This window comes from Streptomyces virginiae, from assembly GCF_000720455.1.
Taxonomy (GTDB): Bacteria; Actinomycetota; Actinomycetes; order Streptomycetales; family Streptomycetaceae; genus Streptomyces; species Streptomyces virginiae.
Genome location: NZ_JOAK01000001.1, coordinates 394,370 through 409,421, shown reverse-complemented (window position 1 = coordinate 409,421; position 15,052 = coordinate 394,370). Strand labels below are relative to the sequence as shown.

Annotated in this window: 11 protein-coding genes; 1 reads left to right on the top strand and 10 read right to left on the bottom strand. The window is 72.5% G+C overall.

Going from position 1 to position 15,052, the window contains the following annotated elements; all coding sequences use genetic code 11:
• Positions 1-99: 99 nt before the first annotated feature.
• Positions 100-4,095: a hypothetical protein gene (locus IG86_RS44110; RefSeq protein WP_157854750.1), complete on the top strand. Its 3,996-nt coding sequence runs from the start codon at positions 100-102 to the stop codon at positions 4,093-4,095.
• A gap of 79 nt (positions 4,096-4,174) precedes the next feature.
• On the opposite strand, the gene IG86_RS39645 is transcribed toward IG86_RS44110, so the two are convergent.
• The 10 genes from IG86_RS39645 to IG86_RS0101890 form a co-directional block, all read right to left on the bottom strand.
• Positions 4,175-5,794 (bottom strand): hypothetical protein, encoded by a 1,620-nt coding sequence (locus IG86_RS39645; RefSeq protein ID WP_045936295.1) that lies wholly within the window; start codon positions 5,792-5,794, stop codon positions 4,175-4,177.
• A 150-nt stretch (positions 5,795-5,944) separates the two neighbouring features.
• A complete protein-coding gene (locus IG86_RS0101930; protein ID WP_030817429.1) occupies positions 5,945-6,823 on the bottom strand; it encodes an alpha/beta hydrolase family protein in 879 nt (292 codons plus the stop codon).
• Between the two features lie 171 nt (positions 6,824-6,994).
• Positions 6,995-8,206: a kynureninase gene (gene kynU, locus IG86_RS0101925; protein WP_030817428.1), complete on the bottom strand. Its 1,212-nt coding sequence runs from the start codon at positions 8,204-8,206 to the stop codon at positions 6,995-6,997.
• On the bottom strand, positions 8,199-9,044 hold the full coding sequence (locus IG86_RS0101920; RefSeq protein WP_030817427.1) for a tryptophan 2,3-dioxygenase family protein: 846 nt from the start codon (positions 9,042-9,044) through the stop codon (positions 8,199-8,201). The genes kynU and IG86_RS0101920 overlap by 8 nt, the downstream gene beginning before the upstream one ends.
• A 166-nt stretch (positions 9,045-9,210) precedes the next feature.
• Positions 9,211-9,624 carry a DUF3151 domain-containing protein gene (locus IG86_RS0101915; RefSeq protein WP_030817425.1) on the bottom strand — a complete coding sequence of 138 codons (414 nt, stop codon included), beginning with the start codon at positions 9,622-9,624 and terminating at the stop codon, positions 9,211-9,213.
• 207 nt (positions 9,625-9,831) lie between these two features.
• Positions 9,832-10,854, bottom strand: a complete 1,023-nt coding sequence (gene fbaA / locus IG86_RS0101910) for a class II fructose-bisphosphate aldolase (protein WP_030817424.1) — start codon at positions 10,852-10,854, stop codon at positions 9,832-9,834.
• 238 nt (positions 10,855-11,092) lie between these two features.
• Positions 11,093-11,632 carry an orotate phosphoribosyltransferase gene (gene pyrE / locus IG86_RS0101905; RefSeq protein WP_030817422.1) on the bottom strand — a complete coding sequence of 180 codons (540 nt, stop codon included), beginning with the start codon at positions 11,630-11,632 and terminating at the stop codon, positions 11,093-11,095.
• Between the two features lie 21 nt (positions 11,633-11,653).
• Positions 11,654-12,436, bottom strand: coding sequence for an aldose epimerase family protein (locus IG86_RS0101900; RefSeq protein ID WP_030894183.1), 783 nt, complete (start codon positions 12,434-12,436; stop codon positions 11,654-11,656).
• Positions 12,437-12,487: 51 nt separating this feature from the next.
• The gene (locus IG86_RS0101895; RefSeq protein WP_030817420.1) at positions 12,488-13,312 is read right to left on the bottom strand and encodes an SRPBCC family protein; all 825 of its coding nucleotides are present in this window, start codon (positions 13,310-13,312) and stop codon (positions 12,488-12,490) included.
• A 32-nt stretch (positions 13,313-13,344) separates the two neighbouring features.
• Positions 13,345-14,988, bottom strand: coding sequence for a polyamine aminopropyltransferase (locus IG86_RS0101890; protein WP_030817419.1), 1,644 nt, complete (start codon positions 14,986-14,988; stop codon positions 13,345-13,347).
• Positions 14,989-15,052: the final 64 nt, after the last annotated feature.

Below are 15,052 nucleotides of genomic sequence, written 5' to 3'. Positions count from 1 at the left end.
GAACTGATCCCTATGTCCAGCGGGGCGGGCCCGACGTTCCGGCTGCCCATTGCTCCCTGTGCAGCTCACAGGGGCCGGGCCCGTCCGACAGGGGGGTTCATGAGTTCACTGCCGACCGGCAGAAGAAGCCGGCACAGACGGGGCAGGGGTGGCGCGATCGCCGCCTCCGGCGCCCTGCTGCTCGCCGTGCTGGCCTCGTTCGCGGGCCAGGCGGCTCCGGCCTTCGCGGCCGCGGCACCGCCCGCCGCCGACGCCGCCGCATCGCAGCCGGACGCGTCCAAGGGCCCGGCGGCCGCGCCGAAGGCCGGGCCCCAGACCCCGCCGAAGCGGGACCCGAAGGCCGACCACGAGAGCGCCGTACGCACGCTGCAGCAGACCGCGGCGGCGGGCGACTGCCCGGCGGCCGTGGCCGCCCACGCCGTCGTCACGTGCACGCTCGGCCCGAACGAGAGCGTCTCCTTCCCGCTCACCCTGGCGCAGCAGAACGACCTGGTGCTGCTCCAGGTCATGGGGACGGCCGGGTGGACCCACACCAAGCTGACCGCACCCGGCGGCGCCGCCGTGACCTGCGAGAACGTCACCGGCTCCTCGTACGGGGCGCTGCGCTGCCCCACCACCGGGGCCGGAACCCACACGCTGGAGGTCCGCAGCACCAGCGGCTCCGCGAACACCATCTCGGTGTCGTACGTCCCGCTGCTCTCCACCACCGCCTGCAAGACGGTCGGCGCCGCCGACCGCAGGCTCGGCGCCCCGACCGCGTTCTCCAGCACGCTGCCGGCCGGCTCGGCGGGTGACTGCTACGGGCTGGACCTGGCCGCGGGTGACGTGCTGCGCGCGTACGCCTCCAACTGGCGGGTCCTGCGGAGCGTCTACGACGCCACCGGCAAGGAGATCTGCTCCTCCCAGCAGAGCAGCAGCTCCGCCCTGGACTGCAAGCTCACCGGCACGGCGCCCTTCCGGACCTCGGTCATGTCGCACCCGGGCACGGCGGAAACCTACGACTTCACCGCGGCCCGGCTCTCCGATCCGGAGGGCTGTGCGCTGGTGGAGCCCCAGGCCTTCGGGGTCTCCCCGGACCTCGGCGCAACCGCGCGCTGCCGCACCCTGCGGGTCGCGCAGGGCGCCGCGTACTCCTTCGGCCCCGTGAAGCAGGACGCCGAGCTCTACGGCGCGCTGTTCAACCGCAACGGCACCCCGGCGGCGCCCGAATGCTCGCAGGGCTCCTGCGACCTCGCCCCCGGCGACCACACGTGGACCATCGACCCCCAGACCACCGGCGCCGACGCGTTCGGCATGCGCTTGCACTCCGCCAAGGAGACCCGCGGCTGCACGGCGACCCACGACAACGGCCTGGCGGCCGGTCCCGTCGCGGGCACCTTCGGCGGCCCGGGGCAGCGCCTGTGCCTGACCCTGCCGACCGCCTCCGGCCAGGGCGTGTACCTGCTGGGCCGGCCTCCCGCCGAGGGCACCGGCGCCGCCGTGACGGTCTTCGACTCCGCCGGCGCCAAGCAGTGCGAGGCGGGCGGCTCCGCCTTCCACGTCTGCAAGCTGACCGGTACCGCGCCGTTCCGCGCGGTCCTGAGCGGCGAGGCGAACAAGGCCTACCAGCTGGTGATCCACCGGACCGGCGAGGCCGCGGGCTGCGCCGCCTGGCCGCAGAGCGGGTTCGACGGCACCTGGGGCGCACAGGCCCCGGTGACGTCGCAGGTCCGGCAGCACTGCCTGAGCCTGCCCGCGGACAAGCACTCCACCGCGGAAATGATCGACTACACCAACGAGCAGAACAAGGTGAACGGGGGCGTCCAGCTGGTGGACCCGTCCGGCACCACGGCCTGCTCGACGGCGGTCAGCTCCACCACCCTGTGCCGGCTCACCGCCGGTGTCCAGTACACCGCCATGGTGGTCTTCACGGGCTACGGCTCGGACACGTACAAACTGGTCCGGCGTGACATCTCGCCGACCGCGAAGTGCTCCGCCCCCGCCTCCACCAAGGTAGGCGGCCAATCGACACCCTTCGACCTGACGTCGGCGCTCGACGCCCGGTGCGTCCGGGTGAGCGCGGCCGCCACCGACAAGTTCTGGCTGAGTTCCCGCGCGCTCAACGAGCCGCGGTACGGACCCTCCACGGCGATGATGGCGGTCGACGCCGACGGCAAGCCCGTCTGCCGCCAGTTGGGGCTCTCCTGCCAGGTGACCGGCTCGACCTCGTACGTCATGGTCGTGATGGCCTCCGGGTACAAGGACAAGCCCATCCACACCGACGTGGACACCTGGAAGGTCGCCACGGCAACGGGCTGGAGCCCGGAATGCACCGCCGACAAACTGGCGGTCGACGGCTTCCCCGCGCGCGGCGGGGTGCTCACCGAGTCCTCGACGGCCTACTGCGCCGTCATCGACGTGCAGCCCGGTCAGGCCTTCAACGTGTTCGGCACCACCAGCGCCCCGGACCTCGCGAAGCCGCAGGTCAATCTGCTGAGCCTGACCAACTGGGACAGCTCCTACTACGGGTACCAGTGCATCGGCAACTCGGGTGAGTTCGGAGCGCGTTGCCAGACGCTCCACTTCGCCGACGCCGGACGGGCCCTGCTGCTGCTGAACCCGGCCAGGACCGCCACCCCGGTGGAGTACAGCATCCAGGGAGTCTGCGACACCGGGTGCGTCCGTCCGCCGAGCCAGGACCCGAAGGGCATCAGCCCCTCGGCCGCCCCGTCCGGGACCCGTACCGATGCCGTGGTCAGCGGTACCGGACTGCACCTCGGAACCAAGCTGAAGCTGAAGCGGGACGACACCGAGCGGCGCCTGACGGCGGTCTCCGTCAACCCCGAGGGCACCGCGCTGACCGTCAAGGTCGACACCACCGACCTGACGCCCGGGCAGTACGACCTGGTCCTCGACGGTGTGGGCTACACCACCGGCGTGCCCTCCCACGGGTACCTGCCGAAGGCGTACACGGTCACCGCCGCCGTCCCGGCTCCGAAGGGCAGCCGGTTCGTGCCGCACGGTCCGTCGCGGTTCCTGGACACGCGTGACGGTACGGGTGCGGCGAAGCAGCGCATCGGGCCGGGCGGGGTCGTCACCCTGCAGGTCGCGGGTGTGAAGGGGATTCCGGCGAGCGGGGTCACGGCCGTGGTGATGAACGTGACCGCGGTGCAGCCGACCGAGGCCGGGCACGTGATGGTCTACCCGAACGGGCAGAGCGTGCCCAAGGTGTCGAACCTCAACTTCGCGCCCGGGCAGATCGTCCCCAACCTGGTGACGGTGCCGGTGGTGAACGGCAAGGTCGACCTGCGCAACAACGCCGGTTCGGTGGACCTGATCGCCGACGTCACCGGCTACTACACCGACCAGGCCGGGGCGGGCTCCGCACTCAACCCGATCACGCCGGCGCGGTTCCTCGACACCCGTGACGGCACGGGCGCGGCGAAGCAGCGCGTCGGCCCGGGCGGGATCGTCACCCTCCAGGTCGCGGGTGTGAGGGGGATCCCGGCGAGCGGGGTGACGGCCGTGGTCATGAACGTCACCGCCGTCCAGCCGACCGAGGCCGGGCACGTCACCGTCTACCCCAACGGGCAGGCGGCGCCGGGCGTGTCGAACCTCAACTTCACGCCCGGGCAGATCGTCCCCAACCTGGTGACCGTCCCGGTCGTCAACGGCAAGGTCGACCTGCGCAACAACTCCGGTTCGGTGGACCTGATCGCCGACGTCACCGGCTACTACGCGGCCACCGGTTCGGCCTTCTCCGCGGCCGGACCGGTCCGGCTCCTCGACACCCGCGACGGCACCGGCGCCCGCGCCGGGGCGGTGGGTCCGGGCGGATCGGTGAGCCTCCAGGTCACCGGTGCCCAGGGCGTGCCCGCGCAGGGTGTGACCGCGGTCGTCCTGAACGTCACGGTCACCAACCCCACCGAGGCGAGCCACCTGATCGTCCACCCGCACGGGGCCGCGCGTCCGGGTGTCTCGAACCTCAACTACACGGCCGGGCAGACCGTCGCCAACCTCGTCGTCGTCCCCGTCGTCGACGGCCAAGTGACCTTCTACAACAACTCCGGTACCGCCGACGTGATCGCCGACCTGAACGGCTACTTCACCTCCTGACGCCGGGCGAGAACGAGCGAGGGCCCCGCCCGATCGTGAGATCGGGCGGGGCCCTCGTCGTCGTGCGCGGACCGGTGGATCAGTTCGTCTCGTAGACGCCGAAGACGTCGACGATCAGGTCGGCGTCCTTCCAGCCCTGGTTCCAGAAGTTGATGATCCCGTACTCGCCGACGCCCGTCTGGACCAGGTTGGGGACGGTGGCGCCCCTCGTCCAGTTCAGGGTGGAGGAGCCGGGACGCGGCGGCTTCGGCGCGTTGGGGTCGGTGTTCTCCTCCCACGGGAGCGGGCTGGGGGCCACCGAGAGGAACCCGGAGTCCGTGGTGTTGGTGACCGTCGTGTTGAAGGTGAAGGCTTCGACGCCCTCCGGCTCGGGCGCGAACCACTGCGAGAAGTACCCGCGGGCCGGCAGCCTACCCGGCCACGCCACGGTGTCGCGGGTGTCGATCGCGCGCCACGGGTCGACCGCCCGGTACGCCGCCTTGCTGTCCTTGCTGTAGTAGCCGACGACGTCCACGACGACGTCGGTGCCCGCCCAGGCGCCGTTGAAGACGCTGATCCTGCCGTCGGCGCCCACGGGCACGATCACCGAGTTGGCGACCGTCTGGCCGGCCGTGAAGTTCAGGTTGGACGCCGTCGGGGTCTGGCCCCCGCCCGGGAAGACGGACAGGTGACCGGCCTCCCCGGGGTTGGTGGCCGTGACGTTCAGGGCGACGGCGGTGATGCCCTTGGGCACGCCCTTGAGGCCGTCGATCTGGGTGGTGAAGGTCCCGCGCCCGGCGAGCCGGCCCTTGGCGGTGCCGAGGCCCTCACGGGTGTCGACGAACCGGGCCGGGGTCATCGCCGTGTAGCCGCCGGCCGCGGAACGGGTGAAGTAGCCCGTGACGTCGGCGACCAGGTCCACCGGGCTCCAGCCGCCGTTGAAGAGCTCCACGTAGCCGTCCTCGCCCACCGGCACGACGACCAGGTTCGGGACGGACTGACCGGCGGTGTAGTTCAGGTTCGACGTGTCGGGCCGGGATCCCCCGCCCGCGTACGCCGTGACGTGCCCGTCGGCGGTGGTGTTCGTGACGGTGACGTTGAGGACGACCGCCTTGGCTCCGGCGGGAATCCCGGAGTTGCCCGCCACCTGCACACGGGTCGTGCCGCGCCCCACGACCTTGCCCGCCTTCGCGCCCGTACCGTTGCGCGTGTCCAGCAGCCGGGTCGGGGCGTGCGGGGTGAACTTGGCGCCCGCGGTGGCGAACGTGATCTGGTTGGCGGCCTGGATACCGTTGGCGACGTCGGTGACCGTCACCTTCACCACGTACTCGCCGACCTCGGCGTAGGTGTGGCTGTGGTAGACCTCGCCGGTGCCCTTGGCGGTCGTCTTCTCCGTCTTGCCGTCACCCCAGTCGACGACCACGTCGAGCGTGACGTCCGGCCCCGTGATCTTGGTGATGAGCTCCAGCCGGTGGGCGGAGAAGCTTTCACCCGTGATCTCCGCGGCCAGCCCCGGGTGGTCATCGGCGGCCTTGTTGCCCGCGCCCGGCAGCGTCGTGCGCACCGTGCGGTCGGCGGGGCTGTGGAACTTCTCGCCCGAAGCCTTCGCGGCATTGCCCGTCTTGGCCGGACCCTGCGCGACGGGCTTGGTCGGCCCCTCGGTGGCCGAGGCCATGCTCGGGACGAGCCCGAGACCCGCCGCCACGAAGGCAGCGGTCATTACGAGTCGGCGATTGCGCACCGGCCCCCCCATTTTGTTTGCTCTTTAAAGCGAACTGATCAAATCTTGATCAGAGTACCCAGCGTGTCGGCGATCGCCGCCATGGGTTTCCGCCCTGGCCACGAGGGGTGTGCGGAGGGCCGGCGTCCGCTACCAGGCCAGCTGGGAGATCTCCTCCGCCACCACCGCGCACGCGTCCGCCGCCGGGTCGATCAGCGGGAAGTGCCCGACCCCGTCGAGCAGGGTCAGCCCCACCATCTCCCCGGCCTTCGCCGCCGCCGCCACGTAGGCCTCGGCCACCTGCTGCGGGACCACGATGTCGTCCCGCCCCTGGACGACGGCCGTGGCGATGCCCGTCGGCAGCAGGGACGCCGGGTCGGCGGACGGCAGCCGCTCGTCCCAGTGGTCCGCGCCGCCCAGCAGCTGCGCGCTCGCCCCGCCGCACACGCCCAGCTCCTGCGCCACCGCGAAGTCCGCGATCGGCGCCAGCGCCACCACCCCGCGCAGCATCGGCGGGGCGGGCAGCCGCCAGGGGGATCCGTACGGGAGCACGTGCCGGGCCGCGGCCCACAGCGCGAGGTGGCCGCCCGCCGAGTGGCCCGTGACGACCACGCGGCGGACGTCGGCCTGCGGCAGGGCGGTCCCGGCGAGGCCCGGGAGGGCGTCCATCGCGGCCGCGACGTCGTCGAAGGTGTCCGGCCAGCGCCCGGCGACCGGCCCCTCGGCGTTCTGGCGCGGCAGGGAACTGCCGCGCCGGTACTCGACGTTGGCGACGGCGAAACCGCGCCGGGCCAGGAAGTCCGCGAAGGGGGTGACGTGCTGCCTGTCGTAGGGCGCCCGCCACGCTCCGCCGTGCAGGACCGCCACCAGCGGAACCGGGCCCCCGCTTTCGCCGCGCGGGGCGTAGAAGTCGACGACCTGGTCGGGGTGTTCCCCGTACGCGGCCGTCACGTCCGGTGCGACCGCCGGATGGGCGAAGGCCGAGGCGGCCTCGGCGGCGTCCCGTTCCACGGCGGCGGGGTCCGTCATCGGCTCAACCTCTCGGTAACGCGTGGGACAGCGGGGACAGATGTTCCGGTGTTCCGGCAGAGCGGGACCGTATCAGTCTGGAACAGGCTGTTCCGTGCGGGGCCCGGAATGCGACGGGGCGGACGGAGCCGTGGCCCCGCCCGCCCTGCGATGTGACGTTTCGCTACGGCGTCACCCGAAAATGTGACCCAGCGTGCGTGCTGCGCGCTCCGCGTCGGCGAATCCGACGTAGAGCGGGGTGAAGCCGAAGCGCAGGACGTCGGGTGCGCGGAAGTCGCCGACGACGCCCCGGGAGATGAGTTCCCCCATGACTTCGCGGGCGTTCTCGGTGCGCAGCGAGACCTGGCTGCCGCGGCGCTCGTGCTCGGCCGGGGTGACCGGTTCGACCAGGCCCTGCGGGACGTACGCCGCCACGCATTCGAGGAAGAAGTCGGTCAGGGCGAGGGACTTGGCGCGCACGGCCTCGATGGAAACGCCGTCCCAGGCGTCGAGCGCCGCCTCCAGTGCCAGCATGGACAGGATGTCCGGGGTGCCGACGCGGCCGCGGGTCGCGCCCCGCGCCGCCTCGTAGTCCGGGGTCATCGCGAAGGGGTCCGCGTGCCCGTTCCAGCCGGGGAGGGGGGAGTCGAAGGCGTCCTGGTGACGGGCGGCTATGTACAGGTACGCGGGGGCGCCGGGGCCTCCGTTGAGGTACTTGTACGTGCAGCCGACCGCCAGGTCGACCTCGTGCGCGTCGAGTCCCACGGGCAGGGCGCCCGCGGAGTGGCAGAGGTCCCACACCACGACCGCCCCGGCGGCGCGGGCCGCCGCCGTGAGCGCCGGCAGGTCGTGGAGCCGGCCGCTGCGGTAGTCGACGTGGTTCAGGAGCACCACGGCGGTGTCCGCGTCCATCGCCTCCGCCGCCTGCGAGGGGTCCACGGGGACCACGGTCAGCCCCGTCAGCCGGGCCGCCGACCGGGCGATGTAGCCGTCGGTGGGGAAGGTGGCGGAGTCGACCAGCATCGTGGTCCGGCCGGGGGCCGCGAGGCGGGCGCCGCCGACCAGGGCCTTGAAGAGGTTGACGCTGGTGGAGTCGCCGACGACCACCTGGCCGGCGGCGGCGCCGATCAGCGGGGCGATCTTGTCGCCCGTCCGCTCCGGCGCGGTCCACCAGCCGCTCTCGTCCCACGAGCGGATGAGGAGCTCGCCCCACTGCCGGGCGACGACGTCCGCGGTGGTCGCGGCGACACCGGCCGGGAGGGCGCCGAGGGAGTTGCCGTCCAGGTAGACGACACCGTCGGGCAGGGTGAAGCGCTCGCGCAGCTTCCCGAGCTCGTCGGCGGCGTCCAGGGCGGCCGCGCGGTCACGCAGTTCGGTGGCGCGGTCGGTCGAGGCCTCAGACATGGCTGCGCGCCGTCCAGAGCTCCGGGAAGACGTTCTTCGTCGCGCGCTTCTCCAGCCAGGCCACGCCGGCGGAGCCGCCCGTGCCGGTCTTCGCACCCATCGCGCGGCGGGTGGCGACCAGGTGGTCGTTGCGCCAGCGCCAGACGAGCTCGGCGACGTCGGTGAGGACCTCGCCGAGGCGGTGGAGGTCCAGGTTCTCGTCCGGGGCGGCGTACAGGGCGGTCCAGACGGCCTCGACCTCGGGGGAGGCCTCGTAGCGCAGCGACAGGTCGCGGTTCAGGACGGACTCCGGGACCGGCAGGCCGCGGCGGGCCAGGAGGCGCAGCACCTCGTCGTAGAGGCTGGGCTCCTGGAGGGCCTTCTCCAGCTCCGCGTGGACGCGCGGCGCGCCCCGGTGCGGGACGAGCATGGAGGCGGACTTGTCGCCGAGCAGGAACTCCATCCGGCGGTACATCGCCGACTGGAAACCGGAACCTTCACCGAGGGCGCCGCGGTAGGCGTTGAACTGCGCCGGGGTGAGCTGGGCGAGCGGGCGCCAGGAGGCGTTGAGGGCCTCCAGCTCACGAAGGGAACGTTTCAGCGCGTCCATCGCGACCGGGATCCGGTCCTCGCGCAGCGCCTTCGCGGCGGTTTCCCACTCGTGGACGATGACCGTGAACCACAGCTCCATGACCTGGGTCGTGACCAGGAAGACCATCTCGCCCGGGTCGTCCGAGCGGAGCTGCTGGAGGTGGGTGAGGACGTCCGCCTGGACGTAGTCCTCGTACGGGGTCGTGCCGTCGAAGTCGAGGTTCGGGGTGTCCCCGCCGACTCCGGAGGCATCAAGGGTGTTCGACATCGCTGTCTCCTCGACACGTGCTTCCGGGTAGCGGTCCGCTCCTTCCGTGAGGTGAGTGGAGCCCCGGTCCCCTGCCCGCATCATAGGACCCCGTCATGGCAACGCTCCAGCGGGGAGTGACGCAGACCACACAGCATGTCCGCGCGTCACTCCCCGCTGTACGGCCTCAGGCGCTCAGCGTGTCCGCGGCCGTCGGGGAGGAGTCGCGCAGGAAGGTCGTGCAGCGCTCGTACTCCTCCTTCTCGCCGATCTCTCCGGCCGCGCGGGCCAGGGCGTGCAGGGCGCGCAGGAAGCCGCGGTTCGGCTCGTGCTCCCACGGGACCGGGCCGTGGCCCTTCCACCCGGCGCGGCGCAGCGCGTCGAGACCGCGGTGGTAGCCCGTACGGGCGTAGGCGTAGGACTCCACCGTGCTGCCGGCGGCGAAGGCCTCGTCGGCCAGGACCGCCCAGGCGAGGGAGGAGGTGGGGTGCGCGGCGGCCACCTCGACGGCCGGGGTGCCGGCGGCGATGGCCTCACGGCCGGGCTCGTCGGGGAGGTGGGTGGGGGCGGGGCCCCCGAGCAGGTTCTGGTGAATGGACATGCCCCCAGTCTGCCGGGTGCGGTGATCCGCAAAACCCGCCGTCCCCCCGCCACCACCGACCCGACGTCCCGTCCGGCACCCGCCCGTTGTGCTGCGGGGTGGGCCGCGCGCGGAGGCCGTTCACACAGCCGGAGGGCCCGGCCCCCGTCCTGGGACGGGGGCCGGGCCCTCCTGCGCGACTGCTGCCGCGACTGCGGCTGCGGCCGGTTACTTGAGCTTGGTACCGCTGGAGCGCAGGTTCGCGCACGCCTCGGCGACGCGCGCGGCCATGCCCGCCTCGGCGGCCTTGCCCCAGGTGCGCGGGTCGTACTTCGACTTGATGCCGACCTCGCCGTCGACCTTCAGGACGCCGGCGTAGTTGCTGAACATGTGGTCCACGACCGGGCGGGTGAAGGCGTACTGGGTGTCGGTGTCCAGGTTCATCTTCACGACGCCGTTCTCCAGCGCGGTGGCGATCTCCTCGGCCGTGGAGCCCGAACCGCCGTGGAAGACGAAGTCGAACGGCGAGGCCTTGCCGAACTTCTCGGCGACACCGGCCTGGAGGTCCTTGAGGAGCTCGGGACGCAGGACGACGTTGCCCGGCTTGTAGACGCCGTGGACGTTGCCGAAGGAGGCGGCCAGCAGGTAGCGGCCCTTCTCGCCCAGGCCCAGGGCCTCGGCGGTACGGATCGCGTCCTCGACGGTGGTGTAGAGCTCGTCGTTGATCTCGTGGCTGACACCGTCCTCCTCGCCGCCGGTCGGGGTGATCTCGACCTCAAGGATGATCTTCGCCGCGACGGCCTTGGCGAGCAGCTCCTGGCCGATCGCCAGGTTGTCGGCCAGGGTCTCGGCGGAGCCGTCCCACATGTGCGACTGGAAGAGCGGGTTCAGACCGCGGGCCACGCGCTCGGCGGAGATGTCCAGGAGCGGACGTACGTAGCCGTCCAGCTTGTCCTTGGGGCAGTGGTCCGTGTGCAGGGCGACGGTGATGTCGTACTTGGCGGCGACGATGTGCGCGAACTCGGCCAGGGCGACGGCGCCGGTGACCATGTCCTTGTTGTGCTGGCCACCCAGGAACTCCGCACCACCGGTGGAGATCTGGATGATGCCGTCGCTCTCGGCCTCCGCGAAGCCCCGCAGCGCGGCGTGCAGGGTCTGGGAGGAGGTCACGTTGATGGCCGGGTAGGCGAACTTGCCTGCCTTCGCCCGGTCGAGCATCTCGTTGTAGACCTCGGGGGTTGCGATGGGCATCTGTCCGCTCCTTGGATGTGCGGGGAGTGTGCTTATTGCGGGCCCTGACCTGGGGGCGACGTCATCGTCGCGCCTATCTTTCCAGACTCCGCGCAAGGGTCCAGCCCGCCGGTCTCACGTGGTGGGCGAACGGCCCGGGATGTTTCACGTGAAACATCCCGGGCCGTGGGGAAAGGCCAGGTCAGGTCCACCTCAAGGGCGGCCGAGGACCTTCGTCACCAGTTGTCGCGGTGGCCGGTCAGGACAGCCCGAGGTCCTCGAGGCGGTAGCCGGTGAGGTAGGGCAGACCCGCCTCGGCGATCGCGTCGGCCGCGCCGCGGTCGACGATCGTGGCGACGGCGACGACCTCGCCGCCGGCCTCGCGGACGGCCTCGACGGCGGTCAGCGGGGACCCGCCGGTGGTCGAGGTGTCCTCGACGACCAGGCAGCGCTTGCCCTTCACGTCGGTGCCCTCGATGCGGCGCTGCATGCCGTGCGCCTTCTGCGCCTTGCGGACGACGAAGGCGTCCAGGCGCTGGCCGCGCGCGGCGGAGGCGTGCAGCATCGAGGTGGCGACCGGGTCGGCGCCGAGGGTCAGACCGCCGACGCAGTCGAAGTCGAGCTCGGCGGTGAGGTCGAGCATGACCTGGCCGACCAGCGGGGCCGCCTCGCCGTCGAGGGTGATCCGGCGGAGGTCGATGTAGTAGTCGGCCTCCCGGCCGGAGGAGAGGATCACCTTGCCGTGCACGACGGCCTTGTCCTTGATCTGCTGCAGAAGCGCATCGCGTACGTCACTCATGCCGACGAGCTTAGTTGCGGGCTACGCGAGGCGACGCCACGTCCAGGTCGTGGAGACCTCCAACGGGTCCACGGGGGTGACCAGGCGCGGAGCGGTGTTGATCCCGTTCGGCGGGCCGGACTGCGGCTCGACGCAGACGGCCTCGGCCTCCTCGTCGTAGACGACCACCCATTCGGACCTGCTGGTGACGCGCAGCTCCAGGGTGCCGGGCCAGGTGAGGGTGACGTCGACGCCGTCGGGCATGCCGAAGCAGTCGTCCCAGGGGCCGGGCTGCCGGTCGATGCGCTTGCCGGTGGGGAGGTGGTCGGCGCCGCGCTCCTCCTGCCAGGCGGGGTCGAAGGAGAGCTCCACGTCCCGACCGCCGAGGTTGCGCAGGAACCAGGGGTGCCAGCCGGCCTGGGCCGGGAAGGAGTCCCCGTACGTCTCGACACCCATGGTGAGGGTCAGCGAGTCCTCGGCGAGCGTGACGACCTGGGTGACCCGGCCGGGGGTCGGCCACGGGTCGACGAGGTCGTAGGTGAAAGCGGCCTCGGTGGCGCAGGCGCCGGCCGGCCGCCACCGCGCGTCACGGCCGAAGCCGTGGAGGGCGTGCGGCGGATGGTCGAGGGGCATCTGGTGCACGGTCGCACCGTCGTGGAACCGGCCGTCCTTCATACGGCCGCACCACGGGACCATCGGGAAGGCTCCGTACCGCGGCCCCTGACGCAGCAACTCGGTCCCGTCGATGCGCAGGCTGCTGATCCGGCAGCCGTTCTCCTGGTCGACAGTCACCTCGGTGCCGCCGGCGCTCAGTTGCGTACTCATGCGGTCGACCCTAGGGGGTGTCCGGCGGATCGACGTGGCCGAGGGCGCAGGTCAGCGGCGGCGGCGCAGGGCCCGGCCGATGACGACGGCCGAGGCGAGCGCCAGCGCGGCGGCCGGGGCGATCCAGCGCAGGCTGTCGCCGGTGGCGGTGGCGGCCGGGGCGGGCACCGGGGCGTAACGGCCGCGCGGGGGCGCGTGGTCGACCTCCTCGGCGCTGCGGCCGATCATGGTGCGGCGGGCGTGGGCGGCCTCGGCCGGGGGCCGCGGGGCTCCGTTCGCGTCGAGGTCCTCGAACCCTCCGGCCAGGAACGGGTCCAGGGAGGGGTCCAGGGACGGGGGCGGCACCTCGGTCTCGAAGACCGTGGCGCTGACCTCGGTGACGTCGTCGCCGGGCTCCACCGGAGCGTCGGCCTCCGCGGCTTCGGCCTCGGCGACGGGGTCGCTGATCGCGGACCCGGCGGCCAGCTGGCGGGCGGCCCGGTCGAGGAGCCTGCGCAGGGCGGTGGCCGCGGCCTCGGGGGCGAAGGAGGCGGCGCGTCCGTCGGCGGTGGCGCGGCCGGTGAAGTCCAGCCGGGTGCCGGCGGGGGCCGGGGTCAGCCGCAGGTCGAGGGAGAACTTCACGGTGCCGCTGCCGCGCACCTCCGTGCCCTCACCCTCAAAGGTGAAGTGGCCGGGGCCCTGCTCGGTGACGGCCGCGGACCCCCGGTAGGTCACGGTGCTCCCGCCGGCCCGCACTTTCAGCCGCCCGGAGAGCGGTCCGACGCCCGTGTCGGCGTCCTGCTGGAGTCCCGGTACGCACCGGGCCACCCGGGCGGGGTCGCGCAGCACGGCGCGGAGGTCGTCTGCCGGTACCGGGACGAACACCTGATGCTCCATGCGGTCGAGCCTACGGCCTGGACCGCACCGGGTCACGAATACCGCGGATGCGGCAGCGTCGACGGTGGAAGTCCGCTCACCCGGGTGCGTTCGGCGTCGCGCGACGCGTCCTGGAGCGAGAGGGTCGACAGCGAACGCAGCGCGGGCGTTTCACGGTCCACGCGCAACCGGGGTTCCTGGTCGCGGGCGGCCAGGACGAACCCCCAGTCCCGCGGCGGCGCGCCGGAGTCCCCGAGGGGTGTGCGGTCGGGTCCGGCGGCGAATCCGGTGAGGCGGCCGCCCGCGCTGTAGGGGGTGGTGCGCAGGCCGGCCGCGCGGAGGGTGGAGTCGACGGTCCAGTACGTACGGGGGCGCGTGGCCAGCGGCCCGGCGTGCACGGCCATCCGGCCGCCGGGGGCGAGGGCCCGCACCGCCAGTCCGTAGAACTCCTGCGAGTACAGCTTCGTGCTGGGGGTGATGCCCGGGTCGGGGAGGTCGGAGACGATCACGTCGAAGCGGTCGTCCGCGGCGGGTCCGCGCAGCCAGCGGAAGGCGTCCTCGGTGACGACGGCCAGGCGCGGGTCGGCGTACACCCCGGCGTTGAGCGCGGAGAGCATGGGATCGGTGCGGGCGAGCCGGACCACGCCGGGGTCGACCTCGACGACGGTGACGGACGCGACGTCCCGGTAGCGGAGCACCTCGCGGGCGGCGAGGCCGTCGCCGCCGCCGAGGACGAGGACCCGGGCGTGCGGGCCGGTCATCGCGGGGTGGACCAGGGCCTCGTGGTAGCGGTACTCGTCGTAGCCGCTGACCCGCAGCCGTCCGTCGAGGTACAGGTCGAGGGAGCGCGGGGAGCCGGTCGCGGGGCCGGTGAGCACCAGCTCCTGCACCCCGGTCTGGACGGCGACCCGCACCTCGGAGCCGTAGACGGCGCGGCGGGCGACCCGCTCGAAGTCGTCGGCGAGGACGGTCGCGGAGGCCAGCACGACGAGGACGGTCAGGTTCGCGGTGATGAGCAGCCAGCGGCAGCGCCGGGTCAGGTCGTGGCGGAACAGCCACAGGACCAGCCCGCCGCCGACGACGGCGTTGACGGTGCCGGTGAGCATGGCGCCGGTGAGCTGGCCGAGCAGCGGCAGCAGCAGGAAGGGGAAGGCGAGGCCGCCGACGAGGGCGCCCACGTAGTCGGCGGCGAACAGGTCGGCGACGGCGCCGCCCGCGTCCTGTCTGCGGATGCGCTGGATGAGGACCATCAGCAGCGGGATCTCGGCGCCGATGAGCATCCCGATGGCGAAGGAGAAGGCGACGAGCGCCGGCCGGGACTCCCCCAGCCAGGCGAAACTCGCGTACAGCGCCATGGCGGAGAGACCCCCGAGGAGGGCGAGCCCGGCCTCGATGACGCCGAAGCCGAGGGCGGGCCGGTGCCGGAAGCGTTTGGCGAGCAGGGAGCCGACGCCCATGGCGAAGACCATGACGGACAGCACGACCGACGCCTGGGTGACGGAGTCACCGATGAGGTAGGTGCCCAGGGCGAGCAGCTCCAGCTCGTACACGAGCCCGCAGGCGGCGCAGACGAACACGGTGGCCAGGACCAGGAGTCGGCCGGTCCGGGGCCGTACGGGCAGGGCGGCCGTGACGGTCTCGGCGCCTCCCGGCTCCGGAGCCGGAAGGACCCGGCGCGGGACGGAACGGTCGATCATGAAGCGAACCGTACGTCACCGTCCACTCGCATCCGGTCACCCACATGGGTGCAAGTGGTGCACC

Excerpts from the sequence above, each read along its gene's own strand:
- IG86_RS0101895 (WP_030817420.1), bottom strand. The coding sequence starts at position 13,312 with ATGGAGCATCAGGTGTTCGTCCCGGTACCGGCAGACGACCTCCGCGCC.
- IG86_RS0101890 (WP_030817419.1), bottom strand. The coding sequence starts at position 14,988 with ATGATCGACCGTTCCGTCCCGCGCCGGGTCCTTCCGGCTCCGGAGCCG.
- IG86_RS0101930 (WP_030817429.1), bottom strand. The coding sequence starts at position 6,823 with ATGACGGACCCCGCCGCCGTGGAACGGGACGCCGCCGAGGCCGCCTCG.
- IG86_RS39645 (WP_045936295.1), bottom strand. The coding sequence starts at position 5,794 with ATGACCGCTGCCTTCGTGGCGGCGGGTCTCGGGCTCGTCCCGAGCATG.
- kynU (WP_030817428.1), bottom strand. The coding sequence starts at position 8,206 with ATGTCTGAGGCCTCGACCGACCGCGCCACCGAACTGCGTGACCGCGCG.
- IG86_RS0101920 (WP_030817427.1), bottom strand. The coding sequence starts at position 9,044 with ATGTCGAACACCCTTGATGCCTCCGGAGTCGGCGGGGACACCCCGAAC.
- IG86_RS0101900 (WP_030894183.1), bottom strand. The coding sequence starts at position 12,436 with ATGAGTACGCAACTGAGCGCCGGCGGCACCGAGGTGACTGTCGACCAG.
- IG86_RS0101915 (WP_030817425.1), bottom strand. The coding sequence starts at position 9,624 with ATGTCCATTCACCAGAACCTGCTCGGGGGCCCCGCCCCCACCCACCTC.
- fbaA (WP_030817424.1), bottom strand. The coding sequence starts at position 10,854 with ATGCCCATCGCAACCCCCGAGGTCTACAACGAGATGCTCGACCGGGCG.
- pyrE (WP_030817422.1), bottom strand. The coding sequence starts at position 11,632 with ATGAGTGACGTACGCGATGCGCTTCTGCAGCAGATCAAGGACAAGGCC.
- IG86_RS44110 (WP_157854750.1), top strand. The coding sequence starts at position 100 with ATGAGTTCACTGCCGACCGGCAGAAGAAGCCGGCACAGACGGGGCAGG.